The sequence below is a fragment of the Roseateles asaccharophilus genome (assembly GCF_031458115.1).
Classification (GTDB): domain Bacteria; phylum Pseudomonadota; class Gammaproteobacteria; order Burkholderiales; family Burkholderiaceae_C; genus Pelomonas; species Pelomonas asaccharophilus_A.
On record NZ_JAVDXV010000001.1, the window covers coordinates 364230 to 380094 of the forward strand.

The 15865-nt window shown below is 69.9% G+C and carries 13 protein-coding genes; 4 read left to right on the forward strand and 9 right to left on the reverse strand.

Annotated features, from left to right (window positions below):
- Positions 1-2 precede the first annotated feature (2 nt).
- Together J2X21_RS01615 and J2X21_RS01620 are read left to right on the forward strand one after the other, a co-directional pair.
- Entirely contained in the window at positions 3-1136 is a 1134-nt protein-coding gene (locus J2X21_RS01615) for a glycoside hydrolase family 88/105 protein (RefSeq protein WP_310324040.1), read from the forward strand.
- 10 nt (positions 1137-1146) lie between these two features.
- The gene (locus J2X21_RS01620) at positions 1147-2385 is read left to right on the forward strand and encodes a DUF2264 domain-containing protein (RefSeq protein WP_310324042.1); all 1239 of its coding nucleotides are present in this window, start codon (positions 1147-1149) and stop codon (positions 2383-2385) included.
- A gap of 3 nt (positions 2386-2388) precedes the next feature.
- Here the strand turns inward: J2X21_RS01620 and J2X21_RS01625 are convergent, their stop codons facing one another.
- The 5 genes from J2X21_RS01625 to J2X21_RS01645 all read right to left on the reverse strand — a co-directional run bounded on the left by J2X21_RS01625 (position 2389) and on the right by J2X21_RS01645 (position 7356).
- Complete coding sequence (locus J2X21_RS01625; protein WP_310324044.1) at positions 2389-3807, reverse strand: amidohydrolase family protein; 1419 nt, start codon at positions 3805-3807, stop codon at positions 2389-2391.
- A 29-nt stretch (positions 3808-3836) separates the two neighbouring features.
- Positions 3837-4670, reverse strand: a complete 834-nt coding sequence (locus tag J2X21_RS01630; protein ID WP_310324046.1) for a metallophosphoesterase — start codon at positions 4668-4670, stop codon at positions 3837-3839.
- A gap of 56 nt (positions 4671-4726) precedes the next feature.
- On the reverse strand, positions 4727-5647 hold the full coding sequence (gene rocF, locus J2X21_RS01635; RefSeq protein ID WP_310324049.1) for an arginase: 921 nt from the start codon (positions 5645-5647) through the stop codon (positions 4727-4729).
- Positions 5648-5665: 18 nt separating this feature from the next.
- Positions 5666-6541: an LOG family protein gene (locus tag J2X21_RS01640; protein WP_310324051.1), complete on the reverse strand. Its 876-nt coding sequence runs from the start codon at positions 6539-6541 to the stop codon at positions 5666-5668.
- A 68-nt stretch (positions 6542-6609) separates the two neighbouring features.
- Positions 6610-7356, reverse strand: coding sequence for a HesA/MoeB/ThiF family protein (locus J2X21_RS01645; RefSeq protein ID WP_310324052.1), 747 nt, complete (start codon positions 7354-7356; stop codon positions 6610-6612).
- 70 nt (positions 7357-7426) lie between these two features.
- Here J2X21_RS01645 and J2X21_RS01650 point away from each other — a divergent pair, with 70 nt between their 5' ends.
- Positions 7427-8593: an MFS transporter gene (locus J2X21_RS01650; protein ID WP_310324054.1), complete on the forward strand. Its 1167-nt coding sequence runs from the start codon at positions 7427-7429 to the stop codon at positions 8591-8593.
- 78 nt (positions 8594-8671) lie between these two features.
- On the opposite strand, the gene J2X21_RS01655 is transcribed toward J2X21_RS01650, so the two are convergent.
- Positions 8672-10111 (reverse strand): S41 family peptidase, encoded by a 1440-nt coding sequence (locus J2X21_RS01655; RefSeq protein WP_310324055.1) that lies wholly within the window; start codon positions 10109-10111, stop codon positions 8672-8674.
- A 188-nt stretch (positions 10112-10299) separates the two neighbouring features.
- Entirely contained in the window at positions 10300-11685 is a 1386-nt protein-coding gene (locus J2X21_RS01660; RefSeq protein ID WP_310324058.1) for a metallophosphoesterase family protein, read from the reverse strand.
- A gap of 93 nt (positions 11686-11778) precedes the next feature.
- Here J2X21_RS01660 and pelA point away from each other — a divergent pair, with 93 nt between their 5' ends.
- Entirely contained in the window at positions 11779-13071 is a 1293-nt protein-coding gene (pelA, locus tag J2X21_RS01665) for a pectate lyase (RefSeq protein WP_310324062.1), read from the forward strand.
- On the opposite strand, the gene J2X21_RS01670 is transcribed toward pelA, so the two are convergent.
- Together J2X21_RS01670 and gudD are read right to left on the reverse strand one after the other, a co-directional pair.
- Complete coding sequence (locus J2X21_RS01670) at positions 13072-14511, reverse strand: aldehyde dehydrogenase family protein (protein WP_310324064.1); 1440 nt, start codon at positions 14509-14511, stop codon at positions 13072-13074.
- Positions 14512-14531: 20 nt separating this feature from the next.
- Positions 14532-15863, reverse strand: coding sequence for a glucarate dehydratase (gene gudD / locus J2X21_RS01675; protein ID WP_310324066.1), 1332 nt, complete (start codon positions 15861-15863; stop codon positions 14532-14534).
- Positions 15864-15865: the final 2 nt, after the last annotated feature.

Genomic DNA, 15865 nt, shown 5'->3' on the forward strand with positions numbered 1-15865 from the left:
CGATGAAGCCGACCACTTTCTTCAGCGCACTGCTGCTGAGCCTGGGCCTGGCCGGCTGCGCCGCGCCGCCTGCCAACACGGCCGCCCGCGCCGACGTCGTCGCCGCCATCGATAAGGCCAACAGCTACTGGATGGCCCGCACGCCGGCCAACGAGTGGGCGTTCTGGAATGTCGCGGCGTACCACACGGGCAACCTGGAGGCGTGGCGCGCTACCGGCAACGACAAGTACCTGCGCTACACGCAGGCCTGGGCCGAGCAGAACCAGTGGCAGGGCGCGAAGTCCACCGACAAGGCCGCCTGGAAGTACAGCTACGGCGAGACCGACGACTACGTGCTGTTCGGTGACTGGCAGATCTGCTTCCAGGTCTATGCCGACCTCTACCAGCTGGACGGCAAAGACCCGCGCAAGATCGCCCGCGCCCGCGAGGTCATGGAGTACCAGATGGCCACCGCGCGCAACGACTACTGGTGGTGGGCCGACGGCCTCTACATGGTCATGCCGGTGATGACCAAGCTCTACAAGGCCACCGGCAACCGCCAGTACCTGGACAAGCTGAACGAGTACTACCGCTACGCGAACAGCATCATGTACGACGAGGCTGAAGGCCTGTACTACCGCGACGCGAAGTACGTCTACCCCAAGCACAAGAGCGTCAACGGCAAGAAGGATTTCTGGGCGCGCGGCGACGGCTGGGTGTTTGCGGGCCTGGCCCGCGTACTGGCCGAACTGCCAGCCCACGACCCGCACCGCGCCGAGTACGTGCAGCGCTTCCAGACCATGGCCAAGGCGCTGTTGCCGCTGCAGCAGGCCGACGGCTACTGGACGCGCAGCCTGATGGACCCCGCCCACGCGCCCGGCCCCGAGACCAGCGGCACGGCGTTCTTCACCTACGGCCTGCTGTGGGGCGTCAACAGCGGCCTGCTGCCGCGCGAGACCTATCTGGCGGCGGCGCGGCGCGGCTGGCGCTACCTGACGACGGTGGCGCTGCAGCCCGACGGCAAGCTGGGCTATGTGCAGCCCATCGGCGAGCGCGCCATTCCGGGCCAGGTGGTGGACGTGAACTCGACGACGCACTTCGGCGTCGGCGCCTTCCTGCTGGCGGGGGCCGAGATGGTCCGCCTGCTCGACAAGTAAGGGTCTGCTCATGGAACGACGCCACTTCATGCGGGCCGCCGCGGCCGGGCCTGCCCTTCTCGCCGCCGGGCAGGCGGTTGCCGCCACGGGCCACGAGCGCGCCTACCTGCTGAAGCTTCTGCAGCAGATGGCCGAGCCGGTGCTGGAGCCCATGTCCAGGGGCCGGCTGAAGCAGACCTTCGCGCTGGAGCTCAGCCCCACCTGGGACGGCCGCGACCGCGCGGTGGCCTATCTGGAAGCCTTCGGCCGGCTGATCTCCGGCATCGCGCCGTGGCTGGCGCTGCCCGCCGACGACACGCCCGAAGGCCGGCTGCGCTACCGGCTGCAGCAACAGGCGCTGCAGAGCTATGTGCACTCGGTGGACCCGAAGAGCCCCGACTACCTGAAGTGGCAGGGCCACGGCCAGGCGCTGGTGGATTCGGCCTACTTCACCAACGCGCTGATGCGCGCCCCCAAGGTCTTGTGGGAGCCGCTGGACGCGGCCACCAAGGCGCGTATCGTCACCGAGATCAAGGGACTGCGCCGCGAGGAGGTGCCCAGCATCAACTGGTTGCTGTTCGCTGCGATGAACGAGGCCTGGCTGCTGTCCGTCGGCGAGGAGCACGACCCGATGCGGCTGAACGGCGCGGTGCGCAAGATCAACGAGTGGTATGTGGGCGACGGCTGGATCAAGGACGGCGCCGAGTTCCACTTCGACTACTACGGCTCCTACGTCATGCACCCCATGCTGATCGAGGTGCTGGACGTGGTGGCGGAGAAAAAGGCCTATTTCTGGGGCGCCAAGCCGGCCGAACTGCGCGCGCAGGCCGTCAGGCGCGCGCAGCGCTATTGCGAGCACCTGGAGCGCTTCATCGGCCCCGAGGGCAGCTACCCGCCCATCGGCCGGTCGCTGACCTACCGCACGGCGGTGTTCCAGCCGCTGGCGCTGTTGGCCTGGCGCAAGCAGCTGCCGGCCTCGCTGCCGGAGGGGCAGGTGCGCGCGGCGCTGCATGCGGCGCATGTGGCGATCTGGGACGGCCCCAGCAACTTCAACAAGAGCGGCACCCTGAACATCGGCTTTCGCGGCCCGCAGCCGGAGCTGGGCGACTGGTACTCCAACAACGGCAGCATGTACATCGCCGCCGCCGGCCTGCTGGCGCTGGGGCTGCCCGCCGGCGACAGCTACTGGACCGCGCCGGCCCAGGACTGGACGCAGAAGAAGGCCTTCGCCAGCGCCCGGTTTCCCAAGGACTACCCGGTCAGCTACTGAGCATCAGCGCAGGCCCACCTGGCCCTTCCACGCGTTCAGGATCCTGGCGCGGTCCCAGGCGCGGCCGGCCTTCATCGTCCAGGCGACGTCGGGCAGCGCCGGCTTGGCGGCATCCAGCGGTGCGGCGAATGCGATCAGGTCAGCGCGCAGCCCCGGCGCGATGCGGCCCACGTCGGCGCTGCGGCCCAGGTATTGCGCGCCATTCGCCGTCATGACCTTGACGGTCGCGGCCGCGTCGAAGCCGGCCTCGCGCAGCAGCTCGAACTGGCGCAGCGACGAGAAGCCCGGAATGACGCCGCCATAGCCGGTCGGGTCGGTGCCGGCCACCAGCAGCCCCCCGGCGTCCGCAAAGCGCTTCTCCCAGGCCATCGCCTTGGGCAGCACGCGGCCATAGGTGTTGGGGCCACCGCGCTGTATGGCCGTGTAGCGCAACACGTACTGCTCGCGCAACTGCGGCATCAGCAGGTCCAGCGCGCCGGCCGGTGCCATGGGCCGGCCGTGCGAGAAGGTCTCGAACACGGTCAGCGTGGACGTCAGCGCGACCTTGCGGGCGATGAGCTGCTGCTGCAGCGCGGCCATGCGCGGGTCGTCCGCCGCCAGAGCGTCCAGCGAGCGCGGCACGGCGTCGCCGGTCGGGCAGGCGTCGGGCTGCTTGCCATCGACGAAATCGCTGGCCGCGAAGAAGCCATGCTCCAGGTTGTCTATGCCCATGGCCGCCGCCTCGGTATAGGTCACGGCGCACAGGTGGGCGGTGACCTTGGCCTGGCGCTCATGCGCGGCCTTGACGATGGCGGCCAACTGCTCGCGCGACAGATGCATATAGCCCTTGTACGAGGTCGCGCCGATGTCCGCCCAATAGCGCACCTGGTGCACCGCGTCGTCGGGCGACGCGAGCCGCGGCACCTGCGCGACGAAGGCCTGGATGCCGTTCAGGAAGGGGGCGGTCACGTCGATGTCGGGCCCCGGCGCGGTGCCGGCCTTGATGTCCTTCCAGGTGTTCAGGTCGGCATAGGGGCTCATGCTGCCGGCCGTGCGCATCGTCGTCACACCGCCGGCCAGGTACAGCAGCGGAAAGCTCTGGAAGAACGCGCCGTAGCTGCCCTTCTCGGTCGGGTAGAACAGGTGCTCGTGCAGCAGCACGAAGCCGGGCATCAGCGCGCCGCCGGCCAGGTCTTTCACCAGCGCGCCGGCCGGGGCCTTCAGTTCGGCGTCGGGCTTCACGTCGGCGATGCGGCCGTCGCGGATCAGCACGCTCATGCCGGCGCGCGGTGCGCTGCCCGTACCGTCGAACAGCTGCGCGTTGCGCAGCAGCGTGACGGGGGCGTGGAAGAGGGTGTAGCGCTCGGTGTCGCTCGGTTGGGGCGTCTGGGCGACGGCCTGGGCAGCGAACGCGAGGGTCAGGGTGGCGAGCGGCATCTTCATGTGCCGCATCGTCGCAGACCGGGCCGGCCCTAGAGGTCGGTGATGACCTCGGGCGCGCCCGCCAGCGACAGGTGGGTCACCAGCGGCAGGCCCGGTCCCCAGGCGTGGATCAGCCAACCGGCCGGTTCCAGCGCCAGCGACAGCGGTGCGCCGGGGCGCAGGTCCAGCTGCAGCTGATGGGCGGTGGACGGTGCGCTGACGACCGTGGCGTGGGCGATGCGGCCCAGCGTCATGCGGTGCAGGTGACCGCAGACGACGCGCTCGACCTGCGGGTGGGCCTGGATCAGCGCCTCGAAACCGGCCAGGCCTTGGCGCAGGCTCATGCCGTCCATGACCTCCAGGCCGCTCGCATGCGGCGGGTGGTGCAGCGCGACGATGGTGGGCACATCCGGGCGCGCGGCCAGCAGCGCGTGGGCCTGAGCCAGCTTGGCGTCGTCCAGCCCGCCGGCACTCTGGCCGTCGACCAGGCTGTCCAGCACCACCAGCCGCAGCGGGCCCGGCAGGTCCAGCGCGTACTGGATGGCGGCGGCATCCGGCTCTCCGCAGTGCACGCCGCCTGAGCCCGTGAAGGTCTCCTGCAGCGCGCGGCGCGAATCGTGGTTGCCGGGCAGCAGGGCCAGTGGCAGGCCGTCGCGCACCAGTGGCATCAGCAGCTCGCGCAGCTGCGCGTACTCGGCGGGGTGGCCGGCGTCCACCAGGTCGCCGCTGACCAGCACGGCCACCGGCCGCGGCTGCAGGCGCAGCACGCGGTCCACCGCATGGCGCAATGCAGCGGCGGTGTCGATGCGGCCGGAAATCAGCCGGCCCGGGTGGGTGATGTGGGGGTCGCTGAGCTGGACCAGCAGGTAGGGCGTGGCGTCCATGCCCGCCACTCTACTTGGGCATTAGCGCCGGACTGTCAGCAGCAGAAGGGGAAAACTTACTTCCGCATCAAGGTGCTTTTGCCGAATAGCGACTCGATCAGGTCCACCGCCACCAGCGCCGTCTTGTTGCGCTCGTCCAGCGCCGGGTTCAGTTCCATGATGTCCATGGACGCCATGCGGCCGGTGTCGTGGATCATCTCCATGCACAGATGGGCTTCGCGGTAGGTGGGGCCGCCGCCGACCGTGGTGCCCACGCCGGGAGCCATCACGGGGTCGAGGAAGTCCACGTCGAAGCTGACGTGCAGGTGGGTGTTGTCGTCCAGTGTGGCCAGCGCCAGCTCCATCGTGTGGCGCATGCCCATCTCGTCGATGAAGCGCATGTCGAACACTTCCAGGTCGTGCTCGTGCACGAAAGCGCGCTCGCCCTCGTCGACGCTGCGGATGCCGATCTGGCGCACCCACTTCGGGCTGATGGCCGGCACATGGCCACCGATCTCGATCAGTTCCTTGGGGCCGAAGCCGCACAGGCAGGCCACCGGCATGCCGTGGATGTTGCCGCTGGGCGTGAGTTCGCTGGTGTTGAAGTCGGCATGCGCGTCCAGCCACAGCACGCGCAGCTTCTTGCCCACGTCGCGGCAGTGGTGGGCCACGGCGGCGATGGAGCCCAGGCCCAGGCAGTGGTCGCCGCCCAGAAGGATGGGCATGCGGCCGGTCTTCAGCTCGTTGTAGACCGCGTCGTGCACCGTGCGGTTCCAGGCCACGACCTCGTCCAGGTGCCGGTAGCCGGCCACGGGCGGCTGCCAGGGGTTGGTCGGGCCGGTCAGGTTGCCGCGGTCGATGACGTCGACGCCACGCGCGCTCAGCGCCTCGCGCAGGCCGGCCACGCGAATGGCTTCGGGCCCCATGCTGGCACCACGGGCGCCGGCGCCGATGTCGGTGGGGGCGCCGATGAGGGAGACGTTTCTGAGCTTGGTCATGATGTGGTGAGGGTCAGATCACGCGGCCGCAGGCGCTGCGAGTTCGGGCTGGGCCTGCAACACGGCCCAGGCCTCCTCGGCCGTCTCGACGTAGTGGAAGAGCTTCTCGTCGCCGGGGCTGATCATGCCGGTCTCGAGCAGCAGGTCGATGTTGATGAGCCGGCTCCAGAACTCGCGCCCGAACAGCAGGATGGGGCGCGGCCGGCTCTTCTTGGTCTGGATCAGCGTGAGGCTTTCGAACAGCTCGTCCAGCGTGCCGAAGCCGCCGGGGAAGCACACCAGCGCGATCGCGCGCATCAGGAAGTGCATCTTGCGCAGGCCGAAGTAGTGGAAGCGGAAGCACAGCTCCGGCGTGATGTAGGGGTTGGGGTACTGCTCGTGCGGCAGCACGATGTTCAGCCCCACGCTCTTGCCGCCCACCTCGTAGGCGCCGCGGTTGCCGGCCTCCATGATGCCGGGGCCGCCGCCGGTGGCGATGACCACGGGCCGGGCGCGGTCGGCGCAGGTGGTCGTGGCGATCTGTGCGAAGCGGCGTGCCTCTTCGTAGTAGCGGCTCATGGCCAGCTTGCTGCGCGCCTGGCGGATGGCGGCCTCGTCGCCGCTCTGCTCGGCGGCCGCCAGCAGCGCCTTGGCCGACTCCTCCGGCAGGATGCGCGCGCTGCCGAAGATGACGATGGTGGACTTCACGCCCTGTTCGTTCTGCAGCAGCTCGGGCTTCATCAGCTCCAGCTGCATGCGGATGGCGCGCATGTCCTGGCGCAGCAGGAACTGGTCGTCGTTGAAGGCCAGCTGATAGGCGCTGCCCGGCCCGTCGTAGTCGGGGTGCGGCTGCAGGGCGCGGGTCTCTTCCTTGGCGGTGGGGAAGTTGCGCGTGGGGGCTTCGGTGGGCTTCATCGACGGGAAAAGATTGTGGGCGGGTGTTCGCTGGATTTTCTGCCCCAATCCGGGGGCTCAGCCGGATTTCATTCGCCGCAGACCGAGCATTGCGAGTCGCGTTGCATCGCGATCTCGCTCCACTGCATGCGGCGACCGTCCAGCATCAGCAGCCGCCCGGCGATGGGTTCGCCGATGCCGGCCAGCAGCTTCAAGGCCTCGGCCGCCTGCAGGCTGCCGACGATGCCCACCAGCGGCGCGAACACGCCCATGGTGGCGCAGGCCACGTCCTCGAAGCCGGACTCGGGCGGGAACAGGCAGGCGTAGCAGGGCTGGTCGCGGTTGCGGCTGTCGTAGACGCTGATCTGGCCGTCGAAGCCGATCGCCGCGCCGGACACGAGCGGCCGGCCATGGCGTACGCAGGCCGCGTTGACCAGATGGCGCGTGGCGAAGTTGTCGCTGCAGTCGATGACCACGTCCACGCGCGGCACCTCCTCGTCAAGCAGCGCGGCGTCGGCCTTGACGCCCAGCGCACGCACCCGCACGCCGGGATTCAGCGCGGCCATGCGCGCTGCGGCGGATTCGACCTTGGGCCGGTCCAGGCTGCTCATGTCGTGCGCGATCTGGCGCTGCAGATTGGTCAGCGACACATGGTCGTGGTCCACCAGCGTGATGCGGCCCACGCCGGCCGATGCGAGGTACAGCGCCACCGGCGAGCCCAGCCCCCCGGCGCCTATGACCAGCGCGCTGCCATCCAGCAGCCGCTGCTGGCCCTCGATGCCGATCTCGTCGAGCATCAGGTGGCGGGAGTAGCGCAGCAGGTCGTCGTCCGTCATGGCGGCAGGATAGCGCCGGAGACCCGCGGGCCTGCAAGGGCTTGTTGCCTGCGGTGACACTGCCGGCCCCATGCAGTACACACCGCCGAATCCAACGCTAGGCCCCGCGCTGACGTTGTTGCTCGCCACGGCCACCGGCCTGGCGGTCGCGTCCATCTACTACGTCCAGCCGCTGCTGGGCCTGCTGTCCGCGCAGTTCGGCGTGGGCAGCGCCGCCATCGGGTTGCTGCCCACGCTGACGCAGCTGGGCTATGGCGCGGCCATCCTGCTGCTGTCGCCGCTGGGCGATCGCTACGACCGGCGCCGCATCATCGTCGTGAAGGCCGCGGCGCTGGTGGTCGCGCTGGCGTTCACCGCGGCCGCGCCCAGCTTCGCGGCGCTGTGCGTGGCCAGCGTGGCCATCGGTCTGGCGGCCACGCTGGCGCAGGATCTGGTGCCCGCTGTCGCGACGCTGGCACCCGAAGCGCAGCGCGGCAAGCGCGTGGGCCAGGTCATGACGGGGCTGCTGCTGGGCATTCTGCTGTCGCGCGTGGCCAGCGGCTCGCTCGCGGCACTGGCCGGCTGGCGCGCGGTGTACGGCGGTGCGGCGCTGGTCGTGGCGCTGTTGATGCCGCTGTTGTGGCGCGGTCTGCCGCGCTTCCAGCCGGCCACGCAGGCCGGCTATGGCGAGCTGCTGTGGTCCATGGCGCGGCTGTGGACGCAGCACGCGCCGCTGCGCCGCGCGGCGTTGGCGCAGGGGCTGCTGAGCGTGGCCTTCAGCGCGTTCTGGTCCACGCTGGCGCTGGTGCTGGCGGGGCCCGAGTTCGGCCAGGGCAGCGCCGTGGCGGGGGCCTTCGGCCTGGCGGGCGCGGCGGGGGCGTTGATTGCGCCGCTGGCAGGCGGCCTGGCCGACCGGCGCGGCCCGCAGGCCGTCATCCGCGTGGGCGCGCTGCTGGTGTTCGCCGCGTTCGCCGTGCAGGCCGTGGCGCCGGCCTCGCTGTGGCTGCTGGTGGCCGTGGCCGTCGTGTTCGATCTGGGCGTGCAGGCGGCGCTGGTGTCGCACCAGAGCGTGGTCTACAGCCTGGACCCGGCCTCACGCAGCCGGCTGAATGCAGTGCTGGTCGGCGTCATGTTCGCCGGCATGGCCAGCGGTGCGGCACTGGGTTCGGCGCTGCTGGGAGCTTTCGGCTGGCGCGCGGTGCCGGTGCTGGGTGCCGTGGCGGCGCTGGGCGCGCTGGTCATCGCGCGGCGGCGCTGATCTCGGGACTCAGGCGCCAAAAAAAGCGGGCCTCTTGCGAGGCCCGGTGTGCTTGAAAAAGAAGTCAGGTATTTGTCGTTATGGAGTCGAGGTCGTCTTGGCCTCGGCTTTCTGTTCCAGGGGCGCCTTGGACGCGATGACCGGCTGGCCCTTGAGCTTGTTCAGCGCCTGCACCAGCGGGAAGTCCTCGGCCGAGCCGAACTCGGGCAGCGGCTTGGGCGGCTCGTTGCGCTTGGCCATCTCGGCTTCCAGCTTGACGCGGGCTTCCTCACGGGCCTTCTGGCGCGCCTCGTTGTCCTCGGGGCCGTTGGCCAGGTGCTTTTCCAGGTCGGCCTCGCGCATGCGCAGCGCGGCGAAGACGTTGCCCTCGGCGGTCTCGTCCAGCATGACGTCGGGCGTGATGCCCTTGGCCTGGATGGCGCGGCCGGCCGGCGTGTAGTAGCGCGCGGTGGTGATCTTCAGCGCCGTTTCCGGGCCCAACTGGCGCACGGTCTGCACCGAGCCCTTGCCGAAGGTCTGCGCGCCCATGATGGTGGCACGCTTGTGGTCTTGCAGCGCGCCGGCCACGATCTCGCTGGCACTGGCCGAGCCCTCGTTGACCAGCACCACCAGCGGCACGTTCTTCAACGCGGCGGGCAGGCGCTTGATCGGGTCGTCGTTGCCGCGGCGGCGGTAATCTTCCGGCGAGGCCTTGTAGCTGAACTTGGACTCGGCGATCTGGCCGTTGGTGGAGACCACCTCGACGTCGCGCGGCAGGAAGGCGGCCGACACGGCGATGGACGCATCCAGCAGGCCGCCCGGGTCGTTGCGCAGGTCCAGCACCAGGCCCTTGAGGTTGGGCTCCTGCTTGTAGATCTCTTCGAGCTTCTTGGCGAAGTCGTCGACCGTGCGGTCCTGGAACTGGCTGATGCGCAGCCAGGCGTAGCCGGGCTCGACCACCTTGGCGCGCACGCTCTGCACCTTGATCTCTTCCCGCGTGATGGTGACGGGGAAGCTGCGGTTCTCGGCCTTGCGGTAGATGGTGAGGCTGACCTTGGTGGCCGGGTCGCCGCGCATCTTCTTGACGGCCTGGTCGATGGACAGGCCGCGCACGGCGGTGTCGTCGATGCGGCTGATCAGGTCGCCGCTCTTCAGGCCGGCGCGGAAGGCGGGCGAGCCTTCGATGGGGGAGACGATCTTGACCAGGCCGTCTTCCATGCCGATCTCGATGCCCACGCCGACGAACTTTCCGGACGTGCCCTCACGGAATTCCTTGAAGGTCTTCTTGTCGAAGAACTGGGAGTGCGGATCCAGTCCGGCAACCATGCCGCCGATGGCGTCGTTGATCAGCTTCTTCTCGTCGACTGCCTCGACGTATTCGGCCTTGACCAGCCCGAAGACGGCAGCGAGTTGCTGCATTTCTTCCAGCGGCAGCGGCGACAGGCTGCTGCGGGCGTTGGCTTGAAGTTGCATCGTGGTGAGAGCACCTGCGACGGCCCCGAGGGCGACCCAACCAGCGACTTTGAATTTGGAGCTCATCAGCACGAGTCCTTTGATCAACGAAATCCTGTCGAAACCGCTTGACAGGTGAGGGCAGTGTAGCCCTCCCCCCCAATTTGCTGGGACGGTTTACCCGACAGAAACCCTTCAATTTGCCCTTGCAGTGATGGATTACGCGGCCGTTACTTCTGCTGTCGGCGGCCGGGCTGTGCCGGAAGTCAGGGAGCTCAACACCTGAGCATCTGGCCCGCCAGCGCGCAGCTCGCCAACGGCTGGCCCAGCGCGTTGAAAGCCTGGATCTGCCAGCCCTGGGGCGTGGCGGTCATCAGCGTGAAGCCGAACTCGGTGTGGCTCTGGAAGGTCTGCAGCCGGGCGCCGGGCAGCGGCTCGGCCTTCAGCGCTGCGCGGGCGTCGATGCGGCCCTGCGCCGAAGAGCCACCGTTGCCGATGACCAGACTGGCCGGGTGGTTGCTGGCGAAGCCCAGCAGCTGGTGGATGTGCAGGTGGCCGTGCAGCGTGGCCTGCACGCCGGCGGGGAACAGCCGGCCGGGGTTGGCGTCCTGCAGCAGCGGCGTCAGGCCCGAGCGGGCCGTGGCGGGCCGGCCCAGCAGGCTGGGGCTGAAGGCCAGGCTGGGGTGGTGGCTCAGGAACAGGCTCTGCGCGCGCTCGCCAGCCAGTTCGGCGACACGGTCCAGCTGCCGCCGCCAGCCCGTCCAGGCCTTGGAGCCGGCGGGCGGCGTGGCGCTGCCGACCTCGGCCGAATCGAACACGATGAGCTGGCTGCGCGGCGACAGCGGCACGGCGAACGGCGCCGTGAAGTCCCCCGCATTGACATCGCCCGGCGGCGTCTGGGGCTGGCAGGCACGTGCCGGGCCGGTCTCGGCGTCCAGGTAGCGCAGCCAGCCCTGGCCGGCGCGGGAGCAGGCCTCGTGGTTGCCGCGCACGAACACCCAGGGCGCGGCGGCCAGCAGCGCGCGGGCGGGGTGGAAGAAGTCGGCCTGCCAGGTGTCATCGCCATAGCCCCAGGGGCTGCCGGCGCAGCCGGGCATCTCGGGCGGGCAGGCGCTCTCGCGGTAGTGGTAGTCGCCCACGTGGACGACCAGGTCGGGCTTCAGCGCCTGGGCCCGCGCCAGCACGCGGGCGAACGGCCAGGCGGCGGCGTCGTTGCAGGCCTGGAAATCGCGCTCCGACGCCTTCAGCCGGCAGCCGGTGTCGCCAATGACGACGATGCGGCGTAGCTCGTCCGCGGGCGCCTGCAGCGTCAGACCCTCGACCTGCACACTGGCGGCGCCGGCCGGCCAGGCGGCCTCGCAGGCCCGCAGCGTGAAGCTCGTGGGCTTGTTTTCGGGCTGCTTGTTGCCGGGGGGCGGCGCCTCGTCGCCTGGGGCGCTGCGCTCCGTCATCGCCTGGCTGCCCGTGGCCCAGCTCAGCGCGGGGCATTGCGCGTCGCCGGTCAGCGCACGCACGGCCCAGCCGGGGCCGGCCACCGCCTGCACCCAGGCCTGCTGCAGGCCCTGAGCCACGGCCGGCGGCGCGGGGGATGGTGGCGGCGGTGTCGCGCAACCGCCCATCAACAGCAGGGCAGCGATCAGCAGAGGCGGGCGTTGGATCATGTATCGATCAAGCATGTGAGCGGCGCAAGATTAGCCGGGTTGGGGCGCCGGCGAGCCTCTACATTGCCGCCCACCCTGACTTCGCGACCCGTCATGCCCGTCCTCAGCCGCCTCACCGCCGCGCTCGCGCTGGCTTTTGCCGCGTCGGCCTTTGCCGCGCAGATCGGTGTCATCCCGCCGGCCGAACCGCTGACGGCCCAGCGCGTGGCGGCGCTGCCGGCGGCCCAGCGCGGTGCGTGGCAGGACTACCTGGCGCGCTCCGACGCGCAGCGCCAGGCCGACCAGGCTGCGCTGGCCGCCGAGCGCAAGGGGCTGGCCCAGCTGCCCGTCTCGCCTGCCGGCGGCAACAGCCCGGCCAGCATGCCGCTGGACAAGCCGGTCGACTGGTATGCCAGCGAACCTGCGCTGACCGTGGCGCGCAACATCCTCAGCTTCCAGACGCCGGCCGGCGGCTGGGGCAAGAACCAGGCCCGCAACGCCGCGCCGCGTCTGCCAGGTCAGACCTATGTGGCCGACGGCAACCCCAAGGCGCCCACGCCTGGCGACTTCGACAAGCCCGGCAGCTGGAGCTACGTGGGCACCATCGACAACGACGCGACGACCTGGGAGCTCCGCTTCCTGGCGCGCATGGCCGCAGCCCACCCGGGCGAGGCCGGCGCGGCGTACCGGTGGGCGGCCGAGCGCGGCCTGCGTTATCTGCTGGCGGCGCAATACCCGCACGGCGGCTGGCCGCAGGTGTGGCCGCTGCAGGGCGGCTATCACGACGCCATCACGCTGAACGACAACGCGATGGCGGACGTCATGGAGCTGCTGGGTCAGGCCTCGCGTGGCGAGGCGGACTTCGGCTTCCTGCCGGCGGCGCTGCGCAGCGACCTGGCCGCCGCCGAGGCGCGCGCGGTGCAGCTGCTGCTGGCGATGCAGATCCGCATCAACGGCAAGCCCACGCTGTGGGCGCAGCAGCACGATGTGTTGACGCTGGCGCCCACGTCGGCGCGCAACTACGAGCCGCCTGCTTTGAGCAGTGGAGAAAGTGGCCGCGTGCTGGCCTATCTGATGAGCATTCCCAAGCCGACGCCGGCCGTCGTGGACGCGGTGAAGGGCGGCGTCGCGATGTTGAGGCAGCTCGCGGTGAAGGACCGCGCCTGGGTCATGGTGGACGCGGTGCAGGGCAAGCGGCTCATCGAGCAGCCCGGTGCGGGGCCGCTGTGGTCGCGCTACTACGACGCGACGACGCTGAAGCCCGTGTTCGGCGACCGCGACAAGAGCCTGCACGACGACGTGCACGACATCAGCGCCGAGCGCCGCCGCGGCTATGCGTGGTGGGGCAGCTGGCCGCTGAAGACGCTGGAGGCGTATGACACGTGGATCGCCCGGCAAGGCGGTTGATCAGGCCTGGGTGTAGGCCGTCTTCACGGTCGTGTAGAACTCGGCGGCATGGCGGCCTTGCTCGCGCGGGCCGTAGCTGCTGCCCTTGCGGCCGCCGAAGGGCACGTGATAGTCCACGCCCGCCGTCGGCAGGTTGACCATGACCATGCCGGCCTGCGAGTGGCGCTTGAAGTGCGTGGCGTACTTCAGCGATGTGGTGGCGATGCCGGACGCGAGGCCGAACGGCGAGTCGTTGGCCAGCGCCAGCGCCTCCTCGTAGTTCTTCGCGCGCATCACGCTGACGACGGGGCCGAAGACCTCCTCGCGGTTGATGCGCATCGCGGCCGTCGTGTCGGTGATCAGCGCCGGCGTGAGGTAGAAGCCGGGCGCGCCGTCGGCGTTGTGCTCGATACGCTCGCCGCCTTGCGCCAGCCTGCCGCCTTCACCTTGCGCGATGGCTATGTAGTCGACGTCCTGGCCCAGCTGGCCGGCGTCGACGACCGGGCCGATGTCGGTACCGGACTTGCGGGCATCGTCGATCTTCAGCGTCTTCATCTTGTCGACCATGGCCGCGATGAAGCGGTCATGGATGCCATCGGTGACGATGAGGCGGGACGATGCCGTGCAGCGCTGGCCGGTGGAGAAGAAGCCGCTGTTGACGGCCGCGTTGACGGCCACGCCCAGGTCGGCATCGTCCAGCACGATCATCGGGTTCTTGCCGCCCATTTCCAGCTGGAACTTGGCCATGCGGGCGACGGCGGCCGCCGCGACCTTCTGGCCGGTGGCCACCGAGCCGGTGAAACTGATGGCCGCCACGCGCGGGTCGTTCAGCAGCTTCTCGCCCACCACCGAGCCGCGGCCCATGACGAGGTTGAACACGCCGGCCGGCAGGCCCGAGCGCGACAGAATCTCGGCCAGCGCCCAGGCCGAGCCCGGCACCAGGTCGGCCGGCTTGAAGACGACGCAGTTGCCGAAGGCCAGCGCCGGCGCGATCTTCCAGGCGGGAATCGCGATCGGGAAGTTCCACGGCGTGATGAGTCCGACGACGCCGATGGGCTCTCGCGTCACGTCCACGCCGACGCCGGGGCGCACTGACGGCAGCGTCTCGCCGCCCGGGCGCAGCGCCTCGCCGGCGAAGAACTTGAAGATGTTGCCGGCGCGGACGACCTCGCCGATGGCCTCGGGCAGCGTCTTGCCTTCCTCGCGGGCCAGCAGGTCGCCCAGCTCGGCGCGGCGGGCCAGGATCTCGGTGCCGACGGCGTCGAGGATGTCGAAACGCTGCTGCGGCGTGGACAGGCTCCAGGCCGGGAAGGCGGCCGTGGCGGCGGCGATGGCCAGGTCGGCCTGCGCGGCGTCGGCCTGCGCGTACTCGCCGATGACGTCACGCGTGTCGGAGGGGTTGATGTTGCGGGAGACGGCGTGGCCGTCCTGCCACTCGCCGGCAATCAGGTTCTTGAACATCGGGTACTGCTCTCTCTTGTTCAGCGGTCAAGCGCGGGGCGCTTGGGGTTGAAGGTCCAGCCAGGGATCAGGTACTGCATCGCGATCGCGTCGTCGCGCGCGCCGAGGCCATGCTGTTTGTACAGCGCATGGGCTTTCTCGACCTCGGCCATGTCCAATTCCACACCCAGGCCGGGCTTCTTCGGCACCTGCACATGGCCGGCGACGATCTGCAGCGGTTCCTTCGTGAGCCGCTGGCCGTCCTGCCAGATCCAGTGCGTGTCGATGGCCGTGACCTTGCCCGGCGCGGCGGCGCCGACGTGCGTGAACATCGCCAGCGAGATGTCGAAGTGGTTGTTGGAGTGCGAGCCCCAGGTCAGGCCCCAGTCGCGGCAGGTCTGGGCCACGCGCACCGAGCCGGCCATGGTCCAGAAGTGCGGGTCGGCCAGCGGGATGTCGACGCTCTGCAGCGACAGCGCGTGGCTCAGCTGGCGCCAGTCGGTGGCGACCATGTTGGTGGCCGTCGGCAGGCCGGTGGCGCGGCGGAACTCGGCCATCACCTCGCGGCCGGAGAAGCCTTCCTCGGCACCGCAGGGGTCTTCGGCGTAGGCCAGCACGCCCTTCATGTCGCGCATCAGCCGGATCGCGTCCTTCAGCAGCCAGCCACCGTTGGGGTCCAGCGTCACGCGCGCATCGGGGAAGCGCTCGTGCAGCGCGCGGATGGCGACGACTTCCTCGTCGCCGCGCAGCACGCCGCCCTTCAGCTTGAAGTCGTTGAAGCCGTAGCGCTCGCGGGCGGCCTCGGCGAGCTTCACGACGGCCTCGGGCGTCATCGCTGCTTCATGGCGCAGGCGGAACCAGTCGTTGTCCGCGCCCGGCTCCGAGTGGTAGGGCAGGTCGGTCTTCTTGCGGTCGCCCACGAAGAACAGATAACCCAGCATCTCGACGGCATCGCGCTGCTGGCCTTCACCCAGCAGGGCCGCCACCGGCAGTCCCAGGTGCTGGCCCAGCAGATCCAGGAAGGCCGACTCGATGGCCGTGGCCGCATGGATGGTGGTGCGCAGGTCGAAGGTCTGCAGGCCGCGGCCACCGGCGTCGCGGTCGCCGAAGGCCTGGCTGACCTTCTGCAGCACGCTGAGGTGGGAGCCGACCGGCTGTCCGACGACCAGCTGACGCGCGTCCTCCAGCGTCTGGCGGATCTTCTCGCCGCCGGGCACCTCGCCGACGCCGGTGTTGCCGGCGCTGTCGGTCAGGATGAGGATGTTGCGGGTGAAGAAGGGCGCGTGCGCACCGCTGAGGTTGAGCAGCATGCCGTCGCGCCCGGCGACGGGGACGACACGCAGTTCCTTGATGACGGGGGTGTTACTGCTCATGG